Source organism: Orlajensenia flava (assembly GCF_004801905.1).
GTDB classification, from domain to species: Bacteria; Actinomycetota; Actinomycetes; order Actinomycetales; family Microbacteriaceae; genus Orlajensenia; species Orlajensenia flava.
In genome coordinates this window covers 22,935-47,934 of record NZ_SSSN01000011.1, presented here as the reverse complement: position 1 = coordinate 47,934, position 25,000 = coordinate 22,935, and the positions used below count along the sequence as shown (strand labels likewise).

The following is a 25,000-nucleotide window of genomic DNA, read 5'->3' as shown; positions in this document are numbered from 1 at the left end:
TCTACTGCCCAGCGGATGAAACGCGGGCTAGAGGGTGGCGGCGAACGGGTCGAAGTCGTCGGCGACCAGGGGCACGGGGGCGACCGTGCTCGTCACGTCGACGGTGCTGCGCGAGCTGACCGCCTCGTCGATCGACACGAGCGTGTCGAGCACGTGATAGCCGAGCTCACCGGATGCCAGCGGCCGTGCGCCCGTGCGGATGGCGCGCGCGAGGTCGAGCGCGCCGAGCCCCCGCCCGGTCAGCACGCCCGTCGTCGGCACGATCTCCCATGCGGCCGGATCGTGCATCTGGTCGAGCGTTGGCGCCCGCGTGATCTTCACCTCACCGGTGAACATGTTCGGGTCGGGGATGACGAGCGTTCCCTCGGTGCCCGTGATCTCCACGACGCCCTGGCGCGTGAGCGGCGACTGGAAGCTGAACAGGCTCTGGCTCACTCCCCCGCCCTCGAACGCCGCGATGGCGCTCACGTGCGTCGGCACCTGCACCGGGAACTCGGTTCCGGCGCGGTCGCCCACCTTCACCGTGCGTGTCGCCAACCCCTGCGAGCCGACGGCCGCGACGGATGCCACGGGCCCGAACAGGTGCACGAGCGTCGTGACGTAATACGGCCCCATGTCGAACACCGGCCCGGCACCGATCGCGAACAGGAACTCGGGGTTCGGGTGGAACGTGTCCGGACCGGCGTACTGCATCACGGTCTGTGCGGACAGGGGGACGCCGATGTCGCCGCGGGCGATCGCGCGCCGGGCGGTCTGCACGCCCGGGCCGAGCACCGTGTCGGGCGCGACGCCGACGAGCAGTCCGGCATCCGTCGCCTGCTGCAGGAGGGCCTGCCCGCTGGCGCGGTCGACGCTGATGGGCTTCTCGGTCCAGACGTGCTTGCCGGCAGCGAGCGCGCGTGAGGCGACCTCGGCGTGCACGGCCGGGATGGTCAGGTTGACGACGAGCTCCACGTCGGGATGGGCGAGCACGTCATCCGCACTACCCGATTCGGCGATACCGTGCCGAGCCGCCTGGGCCGCCGCACGCTCGATGTCGAGGTCGCCGAGGATGACGACACGGATGTCGGGGAAGCTGGTCAGGTTCTCGAGGTAGGTGTCGCTGATCATCCCCGTGCCGATGAAGCCGACACCGACGGGTCCGCTGCGCGCCATCAGCGGATGCCCCGAGCGGTGAGGAAGTCGACGCTCTCGTTGACGGCGGCGAAGATGTCGCCGGGGTAGGTGTCGAACTCGATGATCGCGAAGCGGGCGGACGGCGCGGCCGCGAGGTAGTCGAGCAGTGGCACCTCGCCCTGCCCGGCGGGACGCTGGTCGAGGTCCTGCGCGTCGTGCGGACCGGTCTCGCCGACGAACGGATCGGGCCCGATGATGCCGTCCTTGACGTGCAGCGCCTGGACGCGTTCGCCCAATCGACCGAGGAGGCCGACGACATCCTGCTTGGCGGTGGCCGCCCAGAACAGGTCGACCTCGAGGGCGACGCTCTCGTCGAGCTGATCGGCGAACACCTCGAAGGCGCTCCGACCGCCGAACGACGCGGCGAACTCCTGCGTGTGGTTGTGGTACCCGACTCGCAGGCCGTGATCGGCCGCCCGCTCCGCCGCCCGGTTGAGGCGGGCAGCGGTGTCGGCCACCGCGTCCTCGTCGAGCCACCGCTCCGGCGCCACGAATGCGTCGATCACGATCTCGAGGCCGAGCGTCTTCGCGGCGGCGAACACCTCGTCCTGCGAGGCGACCGGGAAGACGTCGTCGCCCACGCGGATCTCGTCGGAGAGCATCGTCGCGTGGCCGGTGCGGGCGACCAGTCCGTTCGCCCGGAACGACTCGGCCAGCTCGGGCGCGCGCGACACGAAGTCGAATGCCTCGACGTTCGTCAGCCCCATCGCGGCGAGGCGCGCGAGCGTGCCGTCGAGGTCGGCCGCGAGCTGGTCGCGCACGGTGTAGAGCTGCACCGAGAGGGTCGGCGTGAGGGGGGTGGTGGCCATCGTGGGCGCCTTTCGCGGGTGGATGCTTGCGCCGGCCCGGAACGCGCCGTCGCGGATGCTGCTGGGTGCGGGATGACGGCGAGTGATCGCCGGCGAGACCCGCCGCGGTCGAACGTAGCACAAAACCCGACACGCCTGACTAATTTCGTGAGGGGCGCTGACCGGGAGATGATGGTGCCGTGATCCACCCGCAACCACCGTCGGCGCAGGGGCCCCGTGGGGCCTATGCCAAGACGGCGGCGCGGCGGAGGGAGATCGTCGAGGTGGCGACGGGCCTGTTCGCCCGGGAGGGCTACCGCTCGGTGACGATGCTGCAGGTCGCCAACGCGTGCGGCGTCTCCCGCACGGGCTTGCTGCACCACTTCCCGACCAAGGAGTCGCTGCTCGAGGAGGTGCTCCACGCCCGCGAGGAGACGGACGCCCATCGCCTCGATCACCTCGACCGATCGCGCATCGACGCCGTCACCGCGTTGGCCGACCTCGTGGCCCTCATCGAGCACAACACCACCATCCCCGCCATCATCAACCTCTACGCCGTCCTCTCCGCCGAGGCGGCCGACCCCACCCACCCCGCCCACGCCTACTTCGTCGAGCGGTACGCCGGATACTCGCGTGCGCTCACCGCCGACTTCGAACGAGCCCGCGCCGACGGCACTCTCGCCGCCGGCGTCGACCCGGCGCGGTTCGCCGTCGAGTTGATCGCCCTCATGGACGGCCTGCAGGTGCAGTGGTTGCTCGACCCGCGCATCGACATGGTCGGGATGGTGCGCGGGCGCATCCAGTCGGCCCTGACCGTTCCGCTCCCTAGAGCCTGACGGATGCGGGGCTGACGGATGCGGGGCCGCCGCCCGCGACCGCCCCGCCCGCGCCATCACCGAGTCCGTTGCGGAGCGCGTCGAACAATCGCTCGAATCGCTCGCGCGCGCCATCCGTCACGGTGCTCGGATCCTCGTCGTCGATGAGTCGACTCGCCGTTTCCACCAGAACGGATCCGTAGCCGGCGATGAACAGCGCGGCGAGCAGGCGCGCGTCGCCGGCGAAGATCGCGTCGCGCTCCAGTTCGTCGACCAGTGTGCGTTGGAGGTCGGCGGCGATCCCCCGCGCTCGAGCGATGAGCGCGGGCGACGCCGCCACCGTCCGGAAGAACGGGACCGATCGGTCGTTCACGCCGGAGAGCGGATGACGGTCGTCGAACAGGCGGATCGCGGTGGCGTGCAGAGACGTCAGCACGTCGACACCCGTCGGCCGGTCGCGCACCGCCGAACGCAGGTATCCGTCGGCGTCGACCGCGCGATCCAGGAACAGGTCCTCCTTGCGCGGGAAGTGATTGAACACCGTCACGCTCGACACGCCGGCCTCACGCGCGATCTCGGCGACGGTGACGGCGTCGTAGCCGCGCTCGAGGAAGAGCCGCGCTGCGACGTCCGCGATCTTCGCCCGCGTCCGGGGTCCGCCCCGCTCGGCGTTCCTGGGCATCCGCTTCTCCGTCCGTTCCTGATTAACTTGTGTCACTAAACTTAGTGAGCTAAGATAGTGCCATGTCCAGCGTTCCGTCCACCGCCATTGTGCCTCGCTCCCCCGCCTCCCTTCGCGAGGCGTGGGTGGCGCTGGTCGGCCTGTCCGCGGTGTTCCTGTTCGAGATGCTCGACAACTCGATCCTCAACGTCGCCCTCCCCACTATCGGGCGTGAGTTGCACGCCTCGACGGTCGCACTGCAATGGGTGACCGGGGCGTACGCCGTCGTCTTCGGCGGCCTGATGCTGGCCTTCGGCGCGCTCTCCGATCGGGTGGGGCGCCGTCGCGTCATGCTCGTCGGTCTCCTCCTCCTGGCGATGGCGAGCCTAGCCACCGCCTTCGTCACGACGGCGGAGCAACTCATCGCCGTCCGGGTGGCGATGGGCGTCGCGGCCGCCATGACGACTCCCGGATCGATGGCGCTCGCCTTCCGGCTCTTCGACGACGATGGCCTGCGAGTGCGGGCGATCACACTGATCTCGACCGTCGGCCTCGTGGGGCTCGCGATCGGCCCGACCGCGGGCGGCCTCGTACTGGCGATCGCGCCGTGGCAGGTGCTCCTACTGGTGAACGTGCCCATCGCGGCGCTCGCCTTCCTCTGCGTGCGCCTCGGCGTCCAGCGGGATGTCGCGAGCGACCTGCACCGCGACCCGGTCGACATCGCCGGCGCCCTGCTGGGAACCGCGACCATCGTCATGGCCCTGGTAGCGCCGACCCTGTTCGTCAGCGACGGGGCGTCATCGTGGCTGCCGTGGACCGTTACGGCCGGCGCCATCGCCGCCGCGACCCTCTTCGTCCTCCGCGAGCGCACGGCCCGGCATCCGCTGCTCGACCTCTCGCTGCTCGCCCTCCCGCTCGTCTCGAGCGGTCTCGCGTTCAAGGCGGCGACCGGCATCGCCACCGCCGGTCTCGGCTACCTCGTCACCCTGCAGCTTCAGCTCGCCTGGGGATGGCCGCCCGCACTCGCAGCCATCGGCCTGCTGCCCCAGGTGGTCGTACTGGTCGCATCCGGGCCGTTCGTGAATCCCTTCGTGCAGCGGGTCGGGTTCGACCGCGCCGCGTGGCTGAGCGCGTCGGCCGTCGTGGTGGGACTCGCCGTATACGGCCTGCTCGGCAGCTTCGGCTACGTCTGGGTGGCCATCGCCCTGGTTCTCGTCGCCGCCGGCATGCGCGTGGTCGGCGTCGTCGCGGGCACCAACGTGCTGCGCGGCCTGCCCAAGGAGCGCACCACGATCGGCGCCGCCCTCGTCGATACCGTGTCGGAGGTCGCGTCGGGGGTCGGCATCGCCGTCACCGGCACCATCCTCGCCGCCCTGTTCACCGGGAGCATCGCCACCGCGGACTGGAGCGCGCGCCAGGCCGCCGAGTTCCAGGAGTCCGTGACCATCGCGGGAGTCGTGCTCACGGTCGCGGCCGCCGCCCTCGTAGGCTGGGGCATCATCCGCGGCCGACGTGTACCCCGATGAGTCGACCCGGACTACCGCCTGTCTGCGGCGCCGGGTACGTTATGGCACATGTGTGGTCGGTTCACGAACAGCGCGTCGCAGGATGAGCTCATCCGCGACTTCATCGCCGACGGCGGCAGCTACGACGACTGGGAGGCGCAGTACTCGATAGCGCCCACCGAGGTGGTGCCGATCGTGCGCGAACGCCACTCCCGCGAGTCGGGCGAGCTCAGCCGCTCGGTGGATGCCGCAGTGTGGGACTTCCATCCGGCGTTCCTGCGCGAGAGCAAGCGACCGCAGTTCAATGCCCGCATCGAGACGGTGACAACGAGCGGGCTCTGGAAGGGCGCGTTCGCGTCCTCGCGCTGCCTCGTGCCGATGGACGGCTACTTCGAGTGGACGGGAGAGGCCGGCCACAAGGACGCCCACTACCTGCACGGCCAATCCGGACTCCTCGCCGCGGCGGGCATCTACACGGCCCGCAAGCTCGAGGATGGTGAGTGGCAGGTGTCGACCGCCATCATCACGCGCCCGGCGCGGGACGCCTCCGGTGAGGTTCACGACCGCATGCCGGTGTTCCTCGAGCGAGCCACGTGGGACGAGTACCTGAGCCCCGAGAAGCTCGACGACGCCGGCAAGGACGCCATGATCGACCTGCTCACGACCGAGTCGGAGCGCGTGGCGTCGACTATCACCACGTACCAGGTCGACCGTCGCGTCAACAACTCGCGCGGCATCGACCCGCACGACCCGACGCTCATCGACCCGCTCGACTGAGCTCGCGACGTGGACCGAAGCGACTGGATCGAGCACCGGCGGGCGGATGGCGAGCTCCTCGGTTGGATGACGCCGGATGGCGACGGGTTCGCGGTGGTCGACCTGCTGGGCCGCGAGGTCGGCGCGTCCCTCGACTGGCTCACGGCCGAGGAGCTGCTCGAGCAGCGCGGCCTCGGCTACCTCGCCGAGCCGTTCCTGCTGGAGCGCGCCGACGGCGAGCCGATCCGGGTGCGCATCGTCGAGGTGAACACCCGTCTCATCCGGCTCAAGAAGGACGACTACGGAGACATGAGCGCACCAGCCTACGAATACACGCTTTCGTGGCCGGCTCCGTCCGAGCTGCGACCGCTCGACGCGGGGCGCTGACAACGCTGACCCCCGGAGGGGTTGTGCTGTACCCCGAATGGTGGTCGGATGAGCGGGAGCGCGCCGTCACCCTACGACGACGCTGCCGCCCCGACCAGGGAGTCACGGTGTCGAAGACGATCCGCATCCGCAGCATCAGCATCCGTCTCGCCGTGGCCGTCGCCGCGGTGCTCGTCGCGGGGGTGATCGCTGGGCCGACGACCGCAACGCCCGCGCTGGCTGCGACCACCAACGCCACCATCCAGGGCGTCGGCTCAGGCCGGTGCATCGACGTGATCGGCGCCAGCACAGCGGTCGGCACGGGCATCAACCTCTACGACTGCGACACGCGCGTCAACCAGCAGTGGACGTACACGGCGGCGGGCGAGTTGCGCATCTACGGCGGCACGCGGTGCCTCGACGTCGCCGGCCGCTCGACCACTGCGGGCGCGACGGTGCAGATCTACACCTGCAACGGCGGCACCAACCAGAAGTGGACCCTCGGCAGCGACCAGACCATCAAGGGCGTGCAATCGGGCCTCTGCCTCGACGTGATGAAGGCCCTGACCGCCAACGGGTCCGCGATCGCGATGTGGACCTGCAACGGCGGGTCGAACCAGAAGTGGCGCACCGCCATCGGTGCTGCAGACACCACCCCGCCGAGCGTCCCGGGCAACCCGCGGGTGAGCAACCTCACCTGCAACTCGGTCACGTTCGCGTGGAACGCGGCGACGGATGACGTGGGCGTCGCGTTCTACGACGTCTACCACGACGGCCAGCTGATGACCTCCGTGAGCGGCAGCACGTTGTCGGCGAACCTCACCGTCGTGCCGAGCGCCAAGTGGGGCCTGTACGTCAATGCGCGCGACGCGGCAGGCAACGTGTCGCAGGCCAGCACGACGGTGCCCATCGACGTGCCGCCGTGCCAGGTGGACACCACGGCCCCGAGCACTCCGACCGGGCTGACGGCATCCGCATCCGGAACCACCGTCACCCTCGGCTGGACCGCGTCGACCGACAACGTGGCCGTCAAGGCGTATGACATCTACCGCGACGACGTGAAGGTGAGCTCGGTCACCACGACCGGATCGACCCCGCCGCCGACGACCTACATCGACAGCGGGCTGGCCGCCACCACGACCTACCGCTACCGCGTGGTCGCCCGCGACGCAGCCGGCAATGTCTCCTCGTCGAGCGCGACCGCCTCGGCCACGACCGGCACCGCGTGCAGCAACGCGGTGTGCGACGTCACCACGGTGACCACCGACACGGACATCCCGTGGGGACTGACCACGCTGCCCGACGGCTCTGTGCTCTACACCCGCCGTGACGCGCAGACCATCGTGCGACTCGACCCCGCGACGGGCGCGAAGACCACCGTCGGCACGGTGCCGAACGTGCAGAGCACCGACGGGGAGGGAGGGCTGCTCGGCCTCGCCATCTCGGCGAACTTCACGAGCGACCAGTGGCTCTACATCATGCACACGTCGCCGACCGACAACCGCATCGTGCGCATCAAGCTGGTCGGCAACTCCCTCGACCTCAGCACCGAACAGGTGCTGCTCTCGGGCATCCTGCGCAATAAGTTCCACAACGGCGGACGCCTGCGGTTCGGTCCGGACGGCAAGCTGTACGCCTCAACCGGCGACGCGCAGAACGGTGACAACGCGCAGAACCTCTCGAGCCTGAACGGCAAGGTGCTGCGCATCAACCCCGACGGCACCATCCCGTCCGACAACCCGTTCGGCAACGCGGTCTGGAGCTACGGCCACCGCAACCCGCAGGGCCTGGCCTTCGACTCGCAGGGGCGGCTCTGGGAGCAGGAGTTCGGCAACTCGGTGATGGACGAGACCAACCTCATCCAGAAGGGCGGAAACTACGGCTGGCCGGCCTGCGAAGGCACGACGGGCACCTGCGGCACGGCCGGCTTCATCGCGCCCAAGAACACCTACCCGACCTCGGAGGGTTCCTGCTCGGGCATCGCCATCGTCAAGGACGTGCTCTACGTCGCCTGCGAGCGCGGCACTCGGCTGTACCGCGAGGTCATCAGCGGAACCTCGCTGACCAACGTGCAGCAGTACTTCGTGGGCACCTACGGCCGGCTGCGCACCGTCGAGCCGGCACCGGGCGGCGCGCTGTGGCTGACGACGACGAACCAGGGCGACAAGGACAGCATCGCGAACAACAGCGACGAGAAGATCCTCCGGGTGCAGCTCGGCGGATGATGTCGCGGCCCGGGCCCGGTGCGTCAGTCGGCGCGCACGGGCCCGCTGGAACCGCGAACAACCAGTCGCGTCGCGAGCTCGGCGTGCAGTGAATCGATGGGGGCGCGCTCGATGAGTCGGGTGAGCTGAGCCACCGCCAGGCGACCCATCTCGGCGAGCGGCTGCCAGACGGTCGTGAGCTCGGGGGTCGACGCGCGGCTCACGTCGCTGTCGTCGAACCCCACGATCGACACGTCGCCGGGCACGCCCAGCCCCAGCTCCCGAGAGGCCCGGAGGGTGCCGACGGCCACCTTGTCGTTGAAGCACACCACCGCGGTCGGCCGTTCCGACACCGTGAGCAGTTCGAGCGCAGCGCGGTGGCCCTCCTCGGTCGTGGCCCCGATCGACCGCTGGAGAGCGGCATCCGGCAGCAACCCGACCGCGGCGAGCGCCGCGGCGTGTCCCGAGACCCGCTCACGGCTGACCAGCCAGTCGTCCGGGCCGGCCAGCACGGCGATGCGTCGATGCCCGAGCGCCGTGAGGTGCGCGGTGAGCGAGCGCGCGCCCTGGTGGTGAGCGGCCGAGACCACCACCGACCCCGTCGGCGACGCCGTCCGCGGGTCCACGATGACGAAGGGGAACCCGTGCCGCCGGAGGGCTCCCAGCTCGCTCGCGTCTTCGGGCGGAAGGATCAGGATGGCTCCCGCCGCCTGCGCGCGGATCGGCAGCTGGCCGAGCGGATGCCGAAGCTGCGACGACTCACCGGCGTCGAGAAGCATGGCCCGTCCGCGCGCAGCGAGCTCCTCCGCGATCGCCGAGACGATCAGGCCGAAGTAGTCGGTCAGCACGTACGGGCAGCGTACGAAGACCGGTCCGCCCGTCGGGCGGTCGTGGCCGCGGGCGACGGGTGCGGCCGATCCCAGCTCTTCGAGGACGTCGAGCACCAGTTCGCGGGTGTGCAGTCGGACGCCCTCGCTGCCGTTCATCACACGGGAGACCGTGGCGATCGAGAGGCCGGTCCGCGCGGCGACATCGCGGACGGATGCTCGTGTCGGTGAGCTCTCCGCCATCCGTTCCCCATCTCCGCTATTGACGCGTTCCCCATTCGGGGACATGATGTCTGCGCGTCGTTACAGTTTCGTTTCAATTGTTACATAAGGCGCCACGTCGTCCGTCTCGAGGAAGAGGCAGCAATGAAGATCCGCACCCTGTCCGTCGTGTCCGTGGCGGCGGTCCTCGCCCTCGTCGCCACGGGAAGTCCGGCCATCGCCTCGGTCCAGGGCACCATCGCGTCTCAGCAGGGCGCATCCGGGCAGGACGTCTCCGCGCCGCAGGCGAGCGTCTGGCTGACCACCCTCGACCGGCAGAACATGCTCACGCCCCAGGCGCCGGTCTCGTTCGGCGACGCCGCATCCAGCGCGCCGACCATCGTGATCGACCCGGAGACGACGTACCAGACCATGGACGGCTTCGGCGCCTCCATCACGGACTCGTCAGCAGCAGTGCTCTCCGCCCTGCCGACCGCGCAGCGGGACGAGACCATGCGCAGCCTGTTCGACCCGACCGAGGGCATCGGCGTCAGCTTCCTCCGCCAGCCGATCGGCTCCTCCGACTTCACGGCGGCACCAGAGCACTACACCTTCGACGATGTCGCGCCGGGCAAGACCGACTTCCTGCTCCGCCACTTCAGCATCGACCACGACAAGAAGCAGGTCATCCCGCTCCTGCTTCAGGCGAAGAAGCTCAACCCGGCGCTGAAGATCGTGGCGACCCCGTGGAGCCCGCCCGCGTGGATGAAGACCGGCGACTCGCTCGTGGGCGGACGCCTCAAGAGCGGCGTGCTGTACTCGGCGCTCTACGCCGCCTACCTCACCCGCTTCGTCGCCGCCTATCGGGCAGCCGGCGTGCCGATCGACTACATCACCGTGCAGAACGAGCCGCAGAACCGCACCCCGAAGGGCTACCCGGGCACCGACCTGCCGGTCGCGCAGGAGGCACAGGTCATCTCCATCCTCGGCCCGCTGCTCAAGCTGGCCAGCCCGAAGACGAAGATCCTCGGCTACGACCACAACTGGGCGACGCATCCCGACGACATCGCCAATACGCCGCCCGGTCAGAATCCCGAGACCGACTACCCGTCGAAGCTGCTCGCCACCTCGGCCGCGAAGTGGATCGCGGGCACCGCGTTCCACTGCTACTACGGCGACCCGAGTGCCCAGACTACGCTGCACGACCAGTACCCCGACAAGGGAATCTGGTTCACCGAGTGCTCCGGGTCGCACGGGCCGACCGACGCCCCCGCCCAGGTGTTCAGCGACACCCTCAAGTGGCACGCCCGCACGATCGCCATCGGCGTCACCCGCAACTGGGCCAAGAGCACCGCCAACTGGAACATCGCGCTCGACGAGAACGGCGGCCCGCACCTGGGCGGCTGCGACACCTGCACGGGTCTCGTCACCACTCACGCCGACGGCACCGTGAGCAAGGATGCCGAGTACTTCACCATCGGCCACCTCTCCAAGTTCGTGAAGCCCGGAGCGGTGCGCATCGCGAGCACCTCCTTCGGCACCACCGGCTGGAACGGCCAGATCATGGATGTCGCCTTCCGCAACCCCGACGGATCGACCGCGCTCGTGGTGCACAACGAGAACGACGACCCGCGCACGTTCGCCGTGTCGGAGGGCGCGAAGACCTTCGAGTACACGCTGCCCGGCGGATCGCTCGCCACCTTCACGTGGCCGGCATCCGCTGCGCTATCCGACGGCCTCACGCCCGTGGACATCAGCGGTGCGACGGCCACCGCGACGAGTGCGACGACGGATGCGGCACTCGCCGTCGACGCGGACGCCTCGACCCGGTGGTCGAGCGGCCAGGCACAGACGCCCGGGCAGAACCTCACGGTCGACCTCGGCTCCGCGAAGACCTTCACGCGGGTGGCGATCGACTCCGGCGGAAACGAGGGCGACTACGCGCGCAGCTGGCAGCTCGAGACCTCGATCGACGGCGTGACGTGGATCGCCGCGGCGAGCGGAGCCGGCACCGGTCAGCTGACGAACGTCGACCTCCCGGCGACGACCGCCCGCTACCTGCGCATCTCGTCGGCGGGCACCGCGGGCAACTGGTGGAGCATCTCCGACATCAGGCTGTACGTCTGAGCTCGGCGAGCAGCTCGTCGACCCAGGCGGGCACCAGCTCGCTCGCGCGCCCCATCCGCACCTCGTCGAAGACCGACGACACCTCGCTCACGGTGAGGTTCAGTTCGAGCGTCCGGGCTCCGGCCTCCAAGGCCGAGGCGACGAATCCGGCGGCCGGATAGACGGCGCCCGAGGTCCCGACGGCGACGAACAGGTCGCACTCCGCGAGTGCTCGGCCGATGAGGTCGAGGTCGTAGGGCAACTCGCCGAACCAGACGACGTCGGGACGCAGAGTGCGTCCCGCGCAGTGCGGGCACGGGGGACGGTCGAGCAGGGTGGCGGGCGCTGCGGACGGTCGCCCGCAGCTGCGGCAGAGGGCGATGCCGATGCGCCCGTGCATGTGGATGACCGTCCGCGACCCACCTCGCTCGTGCAGGTCGTCGATGTTCTGGGTGACGAGCAGGAGGTCGTCGCCGAGGGCATCCTCGAGGCGGGCCAAGGCACGTGCGCCGCGTTCGGCTGCACGGCGGCGATGGCTGCGCGGCGATCGTCGTAGAAGCGCTGCACGGTGTCGGGGTCGCGCGCGAAGCCCGTGGGCGTGGCGACATCCTCGACCCGATGTCCCTCCCACAGGCCGCCGGCGTCGCGGAAGGTCGCCACCCCGCTCTCGGCGGAGATGCCGGCCCCGGTCAGGACGACGACGCGGAAGCGTCCGTTCTGGCGCGTCACCGGGCCCCGGCTGCTCTCATCCGATGGCCTGCGCGATCGGCTCCTGACCCTCGTTGAAGCGGATGGTGCGGCCGATCGTCGAGTCGTCCGCCAGGACCGCGGCTATCACGGCGGCGACATCCGCGCGGTCGACGTTCCCGCTCTTCTCTGCCTCGACGTCGATGAGGCCGGTACCGGGACCATCCCGGAGTCCACTCGGTTGCAACACGGTCGCGTCGAGCCCGCTGGCCCGCAGGTGCTCGTCGGCCTCTGCCTTGGCGTCGGCATAAGCGAAAAACGGGTCATCCTGGGGCACGCCGTGCTCGGTCGATGCCCCGAAGTACGACACCATCACGTAACGCCCTACCCCGGCAGCGCGGGCGGCATCCATCGATCGGATGGCCGCATCCCGGTCGACGGCGTAGGTGCGCTCGGCGCTGCCGCCGCCCGCCCCCGCCGACCAGACCACGGCGTCGTACCCGGAGAGGACCTCCGCCAGGGTGTCGACATCGCTGCCCTCCATGTCGAGCACGACGGCGTTCGCGCCGGTCTCGAGCACGTCGGGCGCGTGAGCGGGATTGCGGATGACGGCATCGACCTCGTCGCCGCGCTCGGCGAGCAGCCGCTCGAGCTGCAGCGCCACCTTGCCGTGTCCTCCGAGGATCACGATGCGTGCCATGTCAGTTCCCTTCATCGGTGTTCTCAAGCAGCCAGTCCATGGCCGCGGGTACGGCGTCGAGCACGGAGACGTGACCGTCGCCCTCCCGAATCCAGAGCTGCGCTCTCGGGATGCGTGCCGCCATCCACCTGCCGTGCTGCGGGGGAACGACCCTGTCGAGGTCGCCCTGCACGACCAGGACCGGCGCCGTGATGTCGCCGGGATCGAAGCCCCACGCCGAGGTGAACGCCACGTCATCGTCGATGAGTCCGTCCGGCCCGTAGGCTTCCGACCGCCCGACGTCAGCACCGAGCGACTCCCACTGAGCCTGCAGGGCGGCGATGTCGACCGGTAGGAACTGGTCCGGGTCGAACTCGGCGGTCTCCTCGAATCGCGCGCGGGCGGCGCGTCCGTCGAAGGCCGAGCGGATGCCGGCGGGTGAGGCCATTCCGTCGAACCAGTCGTACTCGCGCGTGAACGGTGCGATGCCCGCGAGCGTCACGGCGCCCACCGCCCGATCGGGCAGGAGGGCCACGGCGGCGAGCGCGTGCGGGCCGCCACCTGACGCACCCATGGTCGCGAAAGTGTCGATGCCCAGTGCATCGGCCACCGCCGCCGTGTCCGTCGCCGCTGACGCGACGGTGCGGCCGGGGTTGGAGCTCGAGCCGCCGTAGCTCGGGCGCCCGTACGAGAACAGGCGGATGCCGCGCTCCGCCGCCGCCTCGACGAGCGGCTCGAGGGGCGCTCCGGTCTGAGGCGACCCGTGCTGCCAGAGCAGGGCGAGCCGGGCGCGGCTGCCGGTGCCGGTGTCGGTGTCGTAGGCGTGCAGCGAGCGGCCGTCGCCCAGGGTGACGTCGAGCTCGGTGGCTGTGGGGCTCATCGGGTGCGGCCGAGGCGGCTTCCGCGCAGGCTCACCAGCACCGCGGCTGTCGTGACCAAGCCGATCGCCAGTGGCAGCACGTTCGCGTCCACGCCCCGGTGCGAGGACATGACGGCGTTGGACGACGCGCTCGACATGACCGATCCGCTCGAGGCGAACGAGGCCATGCCGAGCGAGGTCAGTGCCGACGCGATCGAACCGATGGAGAGGAAGGACCCCACCGACCCGATGGAACCGAACGAACCGACGGACCCGACGGAGAGCACCGAGTTCGTCGACGCGATCGAGAGCACGGAATCGCGAGAGCGCCAGGACCAACGAGAAGCCATTTCTCCATCCTCCTCCCCACCCGGATGCAGGCAACGGGCTTGCGCCAGCGGTCGCGAACGTGAGTGGGGCCGCCACGTCCTTGCTCACTCGAGGCACGCGAGCTCCAGCGAGCGGGCCGAAGCGTCCGCGCTCACGGCGGGTTCGCAATACGCTGAACGGATGCTCGACAAGCCGCTTCACCCCGACACCACGGCCGTCGTGGCGGGCCGCCCTCCGCATGAGTCCGACCGGCCGCTCAATGTGCCCGTGACCCTCGCGTCCACCTACGTCGCGGGCGGCGAGCTCGAGTACGGCCGGTTCGCGAACCCGTCGTGGTCGGCGTTCGAGGATGCACTCGGCGCCCTCGAGGGCGGTTCCGCGGTCTCGTTCGCCTCGGGCATGGCGGCGATCGCCGCGGTGCTCTCGCTCGTGCCGACGGGCGGTCGCATCGTCGCACCTCGACACTCGTACACCGGCACGATCGGCCAGCTCGACGACCTCGCCGCGCGCGGCATGGTGTCTGTCGAGTTCGTCGACATCGCCGACACGGCAGCCGTGGCGTCGGCGGCCCACGGCTCCTCGATGGTGTGGATCGAGTCGCCGACGAACCCGGCGCTCGAGGTCGCCGACATCCGTTCGATCTCCGAGGCGGCCCACGCAGCAGGATCGATCGTCGTGGTCGACAACACTTTCGCCACTCCCCTGCTGCAGAGGCCGATCGAGCTGGGCGCCGACCTCGTCGTCCACTCGGCGACCAAATACATCGCGGGACACAGCGACGTGATCATGGGGGCCGTCGTCGCATCCGAACCCGAGCGCGCTGCATCCGTCCTCGCCCGCCGCACCCTCCACGGCGCGACGCCCTCTCCGCTCGACTCCTTCCTCGCCCTGCGCGGCCTGCGCACATTGCCGGTACGCCTCGATCGCGCACAGGCTAATGCGAGCGAGCTCGTCGCCAGGCTCACCGATCACCCCGCCCTCGCCGAGGTGCGCTACCCCGGGTTCGGCGCGATCATCTCGATCGTCTTCACCGGGGGCGCGGATGCCGCCGACGCCATCATCGGACGCACCGACGTCTGGGTGCACGCCACGAGTCTCGGCGGAGTGGAGTCGACCTTCGAGCGCCGCCGCCGGTGGTCCGCCGAGGCGCCCACGATCCCCGAGGGCCTCGTGCGGCTCTCGGTCGGCATCGAGCACGTCGATGACCTGTACGACGACCTCGTCTCAGCGATAGGCCAGCCCTGACGCCCGGGAAGCCCGAGCGACAGCATGGGGATCCTGCTGCGTGGGGCATCGAGGAGCGCACCGCGTCAGCGTGAGCCCGATTCCCCGAGCACATCGGCGTCGATGCGCTCCGGTCGGAACCCGTAGCCGACGAGACGGGCGATGAGCGGTCGCACGAGAGGAAGCACGAGGCGGATCGCCAACCGCTCGCCCATCGTGGGCGGATTGTGCAGCACGACCATGTCGCGCCCGCGCCCGATGACACCGTGCACGACCATCTGCACGCGCTGCATGAGCGTCGTCGGCATGCGGCGTCGTCGTTCGACCCGCACGAGGGCACGGTCGATGGCTGCGGGGCCAACACCCGACTCGCGCAGGACGGGCACCAGGATGTTCGCGGCGGCGACTGCATCCTGGACCGCGTAGTTGATGCCGACGCCGAACACCGGCGACATGGCGTGGGCTGCATCGCCGATGCACAGCGCCCCTCCGCGCGACCAGCGTTGAACCCGGTCGATCTGCACGGAGAGCAGCTTCACCTGGTCCCAGCTCCGCAGGCCATCGACGACCGAGCCCAGCCGCGGCGCCACCCGGCGGATGCGATCGCGGAACGCGTCCATCCCGGCTGCCTTCACGTCCGAGAAGCCGTCCTTCGGAATGAGCAGCCCGCACTGAAGGTATTCCGGTCGGGGAATGGTGATGAGCACGGATCCATCTCGCAGATAGCCCAGCGTGTCCGGCACGGGCGCGACCGGTCGATCCAGCCGGAACCAGGTGAGGTCGATCGGTACGCCGAACTGGTCTACGCCGAGGTCGAGCGCCTGCCGCACGGTCGAGTCGCGCCCGTCCGCCGCGACGGTCAGGTCGGCGCGAACCCGCAGTTCGCCATCCGGGGTCTGTGCCATCACGCCCGTCACGTGCTGGCCCGTCCACGTCACGCCGGTCACGTCGGCGTCCATCACGAGCCGGAACGACGGCGAGTGCCGCGCCTCCTCCGCGAGCAGGTCGAGCAGGTCCCACTGCGGCATGAAAGTGACATCGCGGTTCGGCTTCGGCAGGCTGCGGAAGTCGATGGCGTGCAGCCGGATGCCGTCGACCACCGCGTCCAGCCGAGGAAGGCGGGCGTGCGGGATGCGCTCGAAGGCGTCGCGGATGCCGAGCTGGTCGATGAGGTTCATCGTCGACGGGTGCACCGTGTCACCACGGAAGTCCCGGAAGAAGTCGGCGTGCTTCTCCAACACGACGACGTCGATGCCGGCACGCCCGAGCAGCAGGCCGAGCATCATGCCCGCCGGGCCCCCGCCGGCGATGCAGACCCGCGTGGAGATCTCCTCGATCATGACCCGAGCCTGCCACCGCTGCATGCTCACCGTCTACGGGTGGTTGATCAACCCCGCCCGCGGTCGCGCCGCGCGCACTAGCCTGAATTCCATGAGCGATCCGGTCGATGCAACCACCACGTCCGCCTGGGCGGAACTCACCGCACTCCACGCGGACTTCCACCCCGACCTCCGGAGCTGGTTCGCCGATGACCCCGAGCGCGTGCAGCGGATGAGTCTCACTCTCGCCGACCTGCATGTCGACCTGTCGAAGAGCCTCGTGACGAGCGAGATCGTCGCGGCGCTCGTGAAGCTCGCCGAGCAGACCGGCGTCGCGGAGCGGTTCCAGGCGATGCTCGCGGGTGCGCACCTCAACACCTCCGAGGATCGCGCCGTGCTGCACACGGCGCTCCGCCGACCGCCGGGCGTCGAGCCGGCCCTCGACGTCGACGGCCAGCACGTCGACGAGGACGTGCAAGGCGTACTGGACAAGATGACCGCCTTCGCCGACCGCGTGCGCTCGGGCGAGTGGGCCGGGGCGACCGGCAAGCAGGTGAAGCACGTGGTCAATATCGGCATCGGCGGCTCGGACCTCGGGCCGGTCATGGTCTACGACGCCCTCGAGCCCTACGCCGACGCCGGAATCGCAGCGCGCTTCGTCTCCAACATCGACCCCACCGACATCGCGCAGACGACGGCAGACCTCGACCCGGAGACCACGCTGTTCATCGTCGCGTCCAAGACCTTCACCACCCTCGAGACCCTCACCAACGCCCGCCTCGCCCGTGACTGGCTGCAGAGCGGGCTCGTCGCATCCGGGGCCATCGCCGACGACGATGACGCGAAGACGGATGCCGTTGCCCACCACTTCGTCGCGGTCTCGACGGCGCTCGACAAGGTGGAGGCGTTCGGCATCGATCCCCAGAATGCGTTCGGCTTCTGGGACTGGGTGGGCGGCCGCTACTCGGTGGACTCGGCCATCGGGCTCTCACTCGCCATCGCGCTCGGGCCGGAGGCGTTCCGCGAGCTCCTCGCGGGCTTTCACGCCGTCGATGAGCACGTCGCCACCACACCACTCGAGAAGAACGTTCCCGTCCTCATGGGGCTGCTCAACGTCTGGTACTCCAACTTCCTCGGCGCCCAGTCGCACGCCGTGCTGCCGTACGCGCAGCAGCTGAGCCGCTTCCCGGCCTACCTGCAGCAACTCACCATGGAGTCCAACGGCAAGTCGGTGCGCTGGGACGGCACCCCCGTGACGACCGACACCGCCGAGATCTTCTGGGGGGAGCCGGGCACCAACGGCCAGCACGCCTTCTACCAGCTCATTCACCAGGGCACTCGGCTCATCCCGGCCGACTTCATCGCCTTCGTGAATCCCGCGTATCCGCTGACGGATGGCGGCCGCGACGTGCACGGCCTGTTCCTGGCCAACTTCCTCGCGCAGACCAAGGCGCTCGCCTTCGGCAAGACGGCGGAGGAAGTGGAGGTCGAGGGCACCACCGGAGCACTCGTCGCCGCCCGCACCTTCCCGGGCAACCGCCCCACGACGTCGATCTTCGCGGATGCGCTGACGCCGCGCGTGCTGGGAGAACTCGTCGCGCTCTACGAGCACATCACCTTCACTCAAGGGACCGTCTGGGGCATCAACTCGTTCGACCAGTGGGGCGTCGAGCTCGGCAAGCAGCTCGCCCTGCAGATCGCCCCGGCCATCGAGGGGGATGACGACGCCGTTGCCCAGCAGGACGCGTCGACGCGCGCGCTGCTCGAGTACTACCACGCGCATCGGACGCCCTCGCCCGACGCATGAGCGTCATCCGCGGCGCCGACGCGTGAGGCTCCTCCGCGGCGCCGACGCTTGAGGGTCATGCGGCGCCGACGCGTGAGGGTCATCCGCGCCCGACGCTGCGCGTCATCCGCTGTGCGTGAGGGCCGCGAGCACCATCAGGGAACGATGTGCCCGGCGGTGCGGAACAGCTCGTACCACTCCGCGCGGGTCAGCGGGAGGTCCGACCCGAGCGCGGCCGCCGTTACGCGTTCCGGCGTGGTGGTGCCCAGCACGACCTGCATGTTCGCCGGGTGCCGGGTGATCCACGCCGTCGCCACCGCGATGGGGGGAACGTCGTAGGAAGCCGCGAGCCGGTCGATCACGGCGTTGAGCTCCGCGTACTGCGGGTTGTCGAGGAAGACGCCGGTGAAGAACGCCGCCTGGAACGGGGACCAGGCCTGCACCGTGATGTCGTTGAGCCGGCAGTAGTCGACGATCCCGCCGCCGTCGAGGGTGACGGACTGGGCCTCGTCGACCATGTTGGCCGAGACGCCCTGGGCGATGATCGGCGCGTGCGTGATGGAGAGCTGCAGCTGGTTGGCCACGATCGGCTGCGTCACGTACCTGCTGAGCAGGTCGATCTGGCGCGGCGTGTGGTTCGAGACGCCGAAGGCTCGCACCTTGCCGGCTGCCTCGAGCTCCTCGAATGCCCGCGCCACCTCCTCGGGCTCGACGAGCGCATCAGGCCGATGCAGCAGCAGGATGTCGATGTAGTCCGTCTCGAGCGCCTTCAGCGAGCCCTCGACGGACGCGATGATGTGGTCGTGACTGAAGTCGAAGTACGGTCCGTCCGGAACGATCCCGCACTTCGTCTGCAGGGTGAACTCGCTCCGCTCCGACGGCGAGAGCTGCATCGCCTCGGCGAACCGGGTCTCGCAGCCGTGCAGGTCTGAGCCGTACACGTCGGCGTGGTCGATGAAGTCGATGCCGGCGTCGCGCGCCGTGTTCACGAGTTCGCGCACCTCGTCATCCGTCTTGTCCTGGATGCGCATGACGCCGAGCACCACGTTCGGCGCCTCGATCTCCGTGCCCTTCAGGGTGATCCGCTTCATTCCTGCTCCCTCGCTCGATGCCGATTGTTCACTCACGCTGTCTCCACCTCGAGGGCGATCGGCTCCCCGCCGAAGGTCAGTAGCGCCCATCCGTCGTCCTGCAGGTGCAGTCGCGATGACGACCCGTTCTCGAGGTAGGGGTAGTGGGTGCGTTCGTGGCCGCTGATCTCCGCGAAGACCGCGCGGATGAGCGTGCCGTGGGCGACGACGATGACGTCGCGGTCACCGTGCTCATCGGCGATCTGCTGGAGTGCACGCAGCCCGCGCGGACCGACCGACTCATCGGGTTCGCGCCCCGGCGCCTGCCAGTCCGGCCACCGCTCGAGCACCGTGGCGACCTCCATGCCCTCGGCCTCGCCGAAGTGCTGCTCGACGAGCTCGTCGTAGCTGGCGCCGAGAGGCGCACCGACGCGCTCGGCGATGATCGCTGCGGTCTCCCGTGCGCGCACCAGCGGAGAACTGACCACCGCATCCCAGTGGTCGACGGAGAGCACGTCGCCCGCATCCCGAGCCTGCTCGCGGCCGAGCTCGTTGAGTGGGATGTCGCTGGTTCCCTGCATGCGGCGCTGCAGGTTCCAGTCGGTCTGACCGTGGCGGACGAAGGCGATGACCATGATTCCAGCCTAAGCGGGTGCGGTCGACCCTTCCGCCGTCGTGCTCAGGTCGCCGTCGCTGGGATCGACGCACTGCACGTCGCCGATCCAGGAGTAGTCGTAGTCGTTGCTGCCCCAGACCAGGATGACAGGTTCGAACGCGGCGGCTTCCGCCTGATCCGTCGTGCGGGTGTCGTCGGGAGTCACCGAGGTCTCGTCGTTCGAGAAGGCGTAGGTGACCTCGAGCAAAGTGCAGTCCTGCTCGGGGAACACCGCGGCCGACCAGCATCCGTCGACCAGGTCGCTCGAGCAGCGCTCGGTGTTGCGGCCGTCGTTGTAGTAGTCGAGGTTGGCCGGGAAGGTGAAGCCCGTCTCGCCCGAGGTGTAGTGACTGACGGCGTCGGCGGCGCCACTATCGGGCGGGGTCCCGGAGGCGCCGTCCGCCTTGCTCATCGCCTTGGTCGCGGCATCGATGCTGTGGCTGGCGTCGGCGAGATGCCGACCGAGGGAGACGCCTGCCGCGACCACCGGCGCGGCGAGCAGCGCGGTCGCGAGCACGGCGCCGGCCACGGTGGCGACGACCGCGCCTGGCGCCATCCGTCTGCGAGGAACAGGTTCATAGGTGGGCGCGGCGGCGGTAGGCGCGGGCGCGGCAGCGGGAGGCGGGCCGGACCGGAGCGCGGCGGGCGCGGGTGGCCCGGACAGCGGCGGACCACCCGGAGGCGCCCATCCGATCATCGCGGCGCGCTGCCGTTGCCGCGCCAGCTCAGCGTGCAGCTCCGCGCGCGCCTCACCGAGGTGACGCGCCCATTCCACGGCCGGAGCGCGCTCATCCTCGGGGTACTTGAGCGGATGCCACAGCTCGAGTTCGCGCTGGTAGGCGGCGTCGATCTGCTCGTCGAAGAGCGCGCCGCTGGCCGCGATCCCGAGCGCCGCACGGGCGTGTTCGATGTCCATCGCGCCGAGAATATCGAGCGCGCGGCGGCCGCCGCAATCGCCCGTTCGGGGTCGGTTGCGACTCCGGGTCGACCCACCCTCGACCGCGCCGCCGGCACCTGATTACGCTGAACCACATGACCGACGAGATCACGCTGTGCTGCCTGCTGTGGGCGCGCCCCGGGCGGGAGCGCGACCTCACCGCGTATGAGGATCGCGTGCTCGAACTCCTCGCCGATCATGGTGCGACGGTCGTCGAGCGGGTCATCCGGGACCAGCCGGTCGACACGACGGACCAGGGGTCAGCCGCATCGAGAACTACTGGCCGCGCGGTCGACCCTGCCGCGCGCACCGACGATCATCCGGTGGAGGTGCAGGTCTACCGCTTCCCCGACCAAGGCGCGCTCGAGCGATACCTCGCCGATCCCCACCGGGTGGCCCTCGCCGCTGAGCGCGACCGTGTCATCCGGCGCACGGAGCTGTTCCCGGTACGACCCCGCCCCCGCGCTGACGTTCTCAGCCGGCCGAACCGCCGCCCGTTCCCCGCGTTTACAGGATGAGAGCCCACCGGGGGGCCACACAGCGGGCGGCGCCGGTCTCACCCTGTAAACGAGGACGAACCCGCGCGCGATCGCCCGTCGAACCCCGCCCCCGCGCTGACGTCCCCAGCCGAGCCGAACCGCCGCCCCTTCCTCGCGTTTACAGGACGAGAGCCCACCGGGGGGCCATTCAGCGGCCGGCGGCGGTCTCATCCTGTAAACAAGGACGAACCCGCGCGCGGCCGCCCGTCGAACAGCAGCGTCGGCACCCTGAATGGCGTGCCGGGCACGGAGTACGTCCTCACGTCGGCCGCCTCGAACCTCGCGGACAGGGCGGGTTCGGGGTCGCGGTCCCAGTGGCATCCGTGGAACAGCCGCGTGGTGAACGGCGTGGCGACGTGCTGGAGCCCGCGCACCAGCGTGCCCGCGGGAGCGATGACGTGATCGACGAACAGCACCCTGCCCCCCGGCACGAGCACCCGTTCCACCTCCGCGAGCGCTGCGGCGATATCGGGCACGGTGCACAACACGTAGCTGGCGACGACGGTGTCGATCGATGCATCGGGCAGCGGGATGTGCCCGGCGACGGCGGCCAGAGGTGGCGTCGTGTGGCCCCACTCCCGGGCGCGCTGGGAGAGCTCGGCCAGCCGATCCCCGTCGGGCTCGAGCCCGATCCACTCGATGTCGAGCGGGAACGCGCCGAAGTTCTCTCCCCACCCCGCCCCGATCTCGAGCACGCGACCGTGAGCCCTGCCGAGCAGGTCGCGCTCGAGGCTGTCGAGTTCGTCGTCATCGATCTTCGGCGCTGCGCCGGGGCGTGCCATGACTTCAGGGTAACGAGAACACTCGCCTGAGCCCGAGCGGCGTCACCGGACGGTAGCGGTCCGCCGTGCTCTCGATGCCGGTCGTCGGCCTCCCGCGCCGGCGCTCGAGGCCCTACCGTGGACACATGGAGCCGCACCGCCTCTCGGCAGCCGACGCTCGACGGGTCGCCATCCGAGCGCAACGTCTCGACGCGCGCAGGCCGACGCAGCTCGTTCCACTCGTGCGCGACCTCACCCTGCTGCAGATCGATCCGACCGCGGCGATCGCCCCGAACGCCGACCTGGTCGCCTGGAGCAGGCTCGGCTCCACGTACGACCCCGACGAGCTCGTCCGAGCACTCGAGCTCGATCGGTCGCTCTTCGAGCTGAACGCGCTCATCCGTCCCATCGAAGATCTCGCGCTCTACCGCGCCGACATGGCGGGCGCGCCGTCGTACGAGACCTCGCGCGCGTGGCTGCGCGACAACGGCCCCTTCCATCGGGACGTGCTGGCGCTCCTCCGTGACACGGGCCCCCTGACGTCGCGGGAAATCCCCGACACGAGCGTCGTCGCCTGGCCATCGTCCGGCTGGACCAACAACCGCAACGTGACCCGGATGCTCGAGGTGCTCGCCCTCCGCGGTGAGGTCGCCATTGCGGGGCGCAGGCGACGAGAACGGATCTGGGACCTCGCCGAACGTGTCTACCCGCCCGATCTGCCCGCCATTCCCTCGGTCGAGGCTGCTCGCCTGCGCAACGAGCGTCGATTGGGCTCCCTCGGCATCGCCCGGGCGAAGTCGCCGGCGATGCCGATGGAGCCGGCCGACGTGGGGGAAGCCGGGGAGCCTGCCGTCGTCGAGGGGCTCGATGGGGTGTGGCGTGTCGATCCCCGGCTGCTCGACGGGGAGTTCGCGGGACGCACGGCTCTCCTTTCGCCGTTCGACCGGCTGTTGCACAATCGCGTCCGCACGCTCGAGCTGTTCGGCTTCGACTACACACTCGAGATGTACAAGCCGGCCGCCCAGCGCCGCTGGGGCTACTTCGCGCTGCCGATCCTGCACGGCGATCGCCTGGTGGGCAAACTGGACGCGCGAGCCGATCGGAAGGCCGGGGTGCTCGCGGTGACCGCCGTGCACGAGGACGAGGTCTTCTCGGCGAAGACCCGGCGAGCCGTCGACCATGAGATCGCGGACGTGGCGACGTGGCTGGGCCTCGAGGTCAGCTCTTGAGCAGCGCTCGCAGCGTCTGGATGGTGTCCGCGTCCTCCGCCCGCTTATCCTCCCGATAGCGCTTCACCCGGGCGAACCGCAGGGCGATCCCGCCGGGGTAGCGCGTCGAACGCTGCACGCCGTCGATTGCGATCTCGACGACCGTGATGGGCTCGACGTACACGGTGCCAGCCGTCCGTCGCACCTCGATCTCGGGAAAGCGCGCCGTCTGCCAGCGCAACAGCTCGTCGGTGAGTCCCTTGAACGTCTTGCCCACCATCACGAACTCGCCGGGCTCGCCGAACTCCCCGGCCGCGTCGAGCGCCCCGAGGTGCAGGTTGGACAGCAGCCCGGTACGCCGACCCGACCCCCACTCGCACGCCAGCACCACGAGGTCGTAGGTGTGCACCGGCTTCACCTTGATCCAGCTGGAGCCCCTCCGTCCGGCCGCATACGGGGCGTCGATCGCCTTGACGACCACGCCCTCCTGGCCGGCGGCGAGCGCCTCGGCGGCGATGCGCTCGGCGACGGCGGGGTCATCCGTCACCTCCCCCGGGATGCGCGACGACCCGGCGATGCGCTCGAGTTCCGCCATCCGCGTCGACAGCGGTTCATCGAGCAGGTCGCGTCCATCGACGTGAAGGACGTCGAAGAACCACGGATGCAGCACCGTCTCGCGAGCGGCATCGGCACCGAACCGCGACATCGTCTCCTGGAACGGACGCGGGGCGCCCTCCTCGTCGAGCGCGAGGGTCTCGCCGTCGAGGATCACGTCGTGCACCGGCATCGCCCGCACCACGTCCACCACGTCGGGGAGTCGGCGCGTGATGTCGGCGAGGTTGCGCGTGACGACGCGCACGTCATCGCCGCTCCGATGCACCTGGATGCGGGCTCCGTCGAGCTTGTATTCCACGGATGCCGTGCCCGTCGCCTCGACTGCTGCCGAGGCGGAGGATGCCGTCGCCGCGAGCATCGGCAGCACGGGCCGGCCGACGACGAGGCCCACGGCGTCGAGTTGCTCCGCGGACCCGGTCAGCGCCAGGCGGGCGGTCTCCCCGAGGTCGCCCGAGAGCATCGCCGCTCGTCGGACGCTCGCGATCGGGCGCTCCGAGGCGCGGGCGACGGCGTCCGTCAGCACACCTTCGAGGGCTCCGGTGCGCATCTCGCCGAGGAGCACGCGCGAGAGGAAGTCCTGTTCGGATGCCGTCGCCCGTGACATGAGGTCGGCCAGCTGGGCAGTGCGTTCAGCCGCCGAGCCGGCACCCGCCGTCGTGGACAGCCGTTCGAGCTCGGCGTCGACGTCCGTGATGGTGATGGACGGCTCCGTGGCAGCCTCGCCCGCCATCGCCGCGACGCTGCGCCACCCGACGCCCACCCGACCTTGGCGCGGCCGCCCGAGCAGCAGCCCGACGGCGATGGCGATCTCGTCGGGTTCCAGCCGGCGCAGCAGGTCGGCCGCCGCGTCGACCTTGGTCAGTCGCGAGCGCGTGGCGGTCACCGCATCGGTCGTCGTGACCAGCGCTTCGAGCAGCATGCGCTCA

The 25,000-nt window shown here is 70.0% G+C and carries 23 protein-coding genes and 1 pseudogene; 10 read left to right on the top strand and 14 right to left on the bottom strand.

What is annotated here, in order from left to right:
• Window positions 1-27: 27 nt before the first annotated feature.
• Window positions 28-1,155, bottom strand: a complete 1,128-nt coding sequence (locus tag E6C70_RS13575; RefSeq protein WP_136425090.1) for a Gfo/Idh/MocA family protein — start codon at window positions 1,153-1,155, stop codon at window positions 28-30.
• Window positions 1,155-1,985 carry a sugar phosphate isomerase/epimerase family protein gene (locus E6C70_RS13570; protein WP_136425089.1) on the bottom strand — a complete coding sequence of 277 codons (831 nt, stop codon included), beginning with the start codon at window positions 1,983-1,985 and terminating at the stop codon, window positions 1,155-1,157. The genes E6C70_RS13575 and E6C70_RS13570 overlap by 1 nt, the downstream gene beginning before the upstream one ends.
• Window positions 1,986-2,164: 179 nt before the next feature.
• On the opposite strand from E6C70_RS13570, the gene E6C70_RS13565 reads away from it, so the two are divergent.
• Window positions 2,165-2,800 carry a TetR/AcrR family transcriptional regulator gene (locus E6C70_RS13565; RefSeq protein ID WP_207670145.1) on the top strand — a complete coding sequence of 212 codons (636 nt, stop codon included), beginning with the start codon at window positions 2,165-2,167 and terminating at the stop codon, window positions 2,798-2,800.
• Here the strand turns inward: E6C70_RS13565 and E6C70_RS13560 are convergent.
• Window positions 2,790-3,461: a TetR/AcrR family transcriptional regulator gene (locus E6C70_RS13560; protein ID WP_136425088.1), complete on the bottom strand. Its 672-nt coding sequence runs from the start codon at window positions 3,459-3,461 to the stop codon at window positions 2,790-2,792. The genes E6C70_RS13565 and E6C70_RS13560 overlap by 11 nt on opposite strands.
• A gap of 62 nt (window positions 3,462-3,523) precedes the next feature.
• On the opposite strand from E6C70_RS13560, the gene E6C70_RS13555 reads away from it, so the two are divergent.
• The 4 genes from E6C70_RS13555 to E6C70_RS13540 all read left to right on the top strand — a co-directional run bounded on the left by E6C70_RS13555 (window position 3,524) and on the right by E6C70_RS13540 (window position 8,292).
• The gene (locus E6C70_RS13555; protein ID WP_136425087.1) at window positions 3,524-4,966 is read left to right on the top strand and encodes an MFS transporter; all 1,443 of its coding nucleotides are present in this window, start codon (window positions 3,524-3,526) and stop codon (window positions 4,964-4,966) included.
• A 48-nt stretch (window positions 4,967-5,014) separates the two neighbouring features.
• Window positions 5,015-5,722 (top strand): SOS response-associated peptidase, encoded by a 708-nt coding sequence (locus E6C70_RS13550; protein WP_136425086.1) that lies wholly within the window; start codon window positions 5,015-5,017, stop codon window positions 5,720-5,722.
• Between the two features lie 9 nt (window positions 5,723-5,731).
• Window positions 5,732-6,088 carry a hypothetical protein gene (locus E6C70_RS13545; RefSeq protein ID WP_136425085.1) on the top strand — a complete coding sequence of 119 codons (357 nt, stop codon included), beginning with the start codon at window positions 5,732-5,734 and terminating at the stop codon, window positions 6,086-6,088.
• Window positions 6,089-6,195: 107 nt separating this feature from the next.
• Window positions 6,196-8,292, top strand: a complete 2,097-nt coding sequence (locus tag E6C70_RS13540; protein ID WP_207670144.1) for a PQQ-dependent sugar dehydrogenase — start codon at window positions 6,196-6,198, stop codon at window positions 8,290-8,292.
• Between the two features lie 23 nt (window positions 8,293-8,315).
• On the opposite strand, the gene E6C70_RS13535 is transcribed toward E6C70_RS13540, so the two are convergent.
• Complete coding sequence (locus E6C70_RS13535) at window positions 8,316-9,341, bottom strand: LacI family DNA-binding transcriptional regulator (RefSeq protein ID WP_136425084.1); 1,026 nt, start codon at window positions 9,339-9,341, stop codon at window positions 8,316-8,318.
• Window positions 9,342-9,464: 123 nt separating this feature from the next.
• Between E6C70_RS13535 and E6C70_RS13530 the strand changes: the two genes are divergently transcribed.
• A complete protein-coding gene (locus tag E6C70_RS13530; protein WP_136425083.1) occupies window positions 9,465-11,426 on the top strand; it encodes a discoidin domain-containing protein in 1,962 nt (653 codons plus the stop codon).
• On the opposite strand, the pseudogene E6C70_RS13525 reads toward E6C70_RS13530, so the two are convergent.
• From E6C70_RS13525 to E6C70_RS13510, 4 genes and pseudogenes are all read right to left on the bottom strand, one after another.
• A pseudogene (locus E6C70_RS13525) lies at window positions 11,410-12,065 on the bottom strand (NAD-dependent deacylase). The gene E6C70_RS13530 and the pseudogene E6C70_RS13525 sit on opposite strands and share 17 nt — an antisense overlap.
• Before the next feature lie 85 nt (window positions 12,066-12,150).
• The gene (locus E6C70_RS13520; protein WP_136425082.1) at window positions 12,151-12,792 is read right to left on the bottom strand and encodes an SDR family oxidoreductase; all 642 of its coding nucleotides are present in this window, start codon (window positions 12,790-12,792) and stop codon (window positions 12,151-12,153) included.
• A 1-nt stretch (window position 12,793) separates the two neighbouring features.
• Window positions 12,794-13,651, bottom strand: a complete 858-nt coding sequence (locus E6C70_RS13515; RefSeq protein ID WP_136425081.1) for an alpha/beta fold hydrolase — start codon at window positions 13,649-13,651, stop codon at window positions 12,794-12,796.
• Complete coding sequence (locus E6C70_RS13510; protein ID WP_136425080.1) at window positions 13,648-13,980, bottom strand: hypothetical protein; 333 nt, start codon at window positions 13,978-13,980, stop codon at window positions 13,648-13,650. The genes E6C70_RS13515 and E6C70_RS13510 overlap by 4 nt, the downstream gene beginning before the upstream one ends.
• A 160-nt stretch (window positions 13,981-14,140) precedes the next feature.
• On the opposite strand from E6C70_RS13510, the gene E6C70_RS13505 reads away from it, so the two are divergent.
• On the top strand, window positions 14,141-15,205 hold the full coding sequence (locus E6C70_RS13505; protein ID WP_136425079.1) for a trans-sulfuration enzyme family protein: 1,065 nt from the start codon (window positions 14,141-14,143) through the stop codon (window positions 15,203-15,205).
• A 65-nt stretch (window positions 15,206-15,270) separates the two neighbouring features.
• Here E6C70_RS13505 and E6C70_RS13500 read toward each other — a convergent pair whose 3' ends face one another.
• The gene (locus E6C70_RS13500; RefSeq protein WP_136425078.1) at window positions 15,271-16,524 is read right to left on the bottom strand and encodes an FAD-dependent oxidoreductase; all 1,254 of its coding nucleotides are present in this window, start codon (window positions 16,522-16,524) and stop codon (window positions 15,271-15,273) included.
• Between the two features lie 91 nt (window positions 16,525-16,615).
• On the opposite strand from E6C70_RS13500, the gene pgi reads away from it, so the two are divergent.
• A complete protein-coding gene (gene pgi / locus E6C70_RS13495) occupies window positions 16,616-18,310 on the top strand; it encodes a glucose-6-phosphate isomerase (RefSeq protein WP_136425077.1) in 1,695 nt (564 codons plus the stop codon).
• A gap of 134 nt (window positions 18,311-18,444) precedes the next feature.
• Here pgi and E6C70_RS13490 read toward each other — a convergent pair whose 3' ends face one another.
• Genes E6C70_RS13490 through E6C70_RS13480 form a run of 3 tightly spaced genes read right to left on the bottom strand, consistent with a single transcriptional unit; the run spans window position 18,445 to window position 20,930 of the window.
• On the bottom strand, window positions 18,445-19,380 hold the full coding sequence (locus tag E6C70_RS13490) for an aldo/keto reductase (RefSeq protein ID WP_136425076.1): 936 nt from the start codon (window positions 19,378-19,380) through the stop codon (window positions 18,445-18,447).
• Between the two features lie 32 nt (window positions 19,381-19,412).
• On the bottom strand, window positions 19,413-19,994 hold the full coding sequence (locus E6C70_RS13485; RefSeq protein WP_136425075.1) for a histidine phosphatase family protein: 582 nt from the start codon (window positions 19,992-19,994) through the stop codon (window positions 19,413-19,415).
• Window positions 19,995-20,003: 9 nt separating this feature from the next.
• Complete coding sequence (locus E6C70_RS13480; protein WP_136425074.1) at window positions 20,004-20,930, bottom strand: hypothetical protein; 927 nt, start codon at window positions 20,928-20,930, stop codon at window positions 20,004-20,006.
• Window positions 20,931-21,046: 116 nt separating this feature from the next.
• Here E6C70_RS13480 and E6C70_RS13475 point away from each other — a divergent pair, with 116 nt between their 5' ends.
• Complete coding sequence (locus tag E6C70_RS13475; protein ID WP_136425073.1) at window positions 21,047-21,469, top strand: hypothetical protein; 423 nt, start codon at window positions 21,047-21,049, stop codon at window positions 21,467-21,469.
• Window positions 21,470-21,657: 188 nt separating this feature from the next.
• Here the strand turns inward: E6C70_RS13475 and E6C70_RS13470 are convergent, their stop codons facing one another.
• Window positions 21,658-22,272, bottom strand: a complete 615-nt coding sequence (locus tag E6C70_RS13470) for a class I SAM-dependent methyltransferase (RefSeq protein WP_136425072.1) — start codon at window positions 22,270-22,272, stop codon at window positions 21,658-21,660.
• Window positions 22,273-22,397: 125 nt separating this feature from the next.
• On the opposite strand from E6C70_RS13470, the gene E6C70_RS13465 reads away from it, so the two are divergent.
• Window positions 22,398-23,480, top strand: a complete 1,083-nt coding sequence (locus tag E6C70_RS13465) for a DNA glycosylase AlkZ-like family protein (RefSeq protein WP_136425071.1) — start codon at window positions 22,398-22,400, stop codon at window positions 23,478-23,480.
• Here the strand turns inward: E6C70_RS13465 and E6C70_RS13460 are convergent.
• Window positions 23,470-24,993 (bottom strand): ATP-dependent DNA ligase, encoded by a 1,524-nt coding sequence (locus E6C70_RS13460; RefSeq protein WP_136425070.1) that lies wholly within the window; start codon window positions 24,991-24,993, stop codon window positions 23,470-23,472. The genes E6C70_RS13465 and E6C70_RS13460 overlap by 11 nt on opposite strands.
• Between the last annotated feature and the right edge of the window lie 7 nt (window positions 24,994-25,000).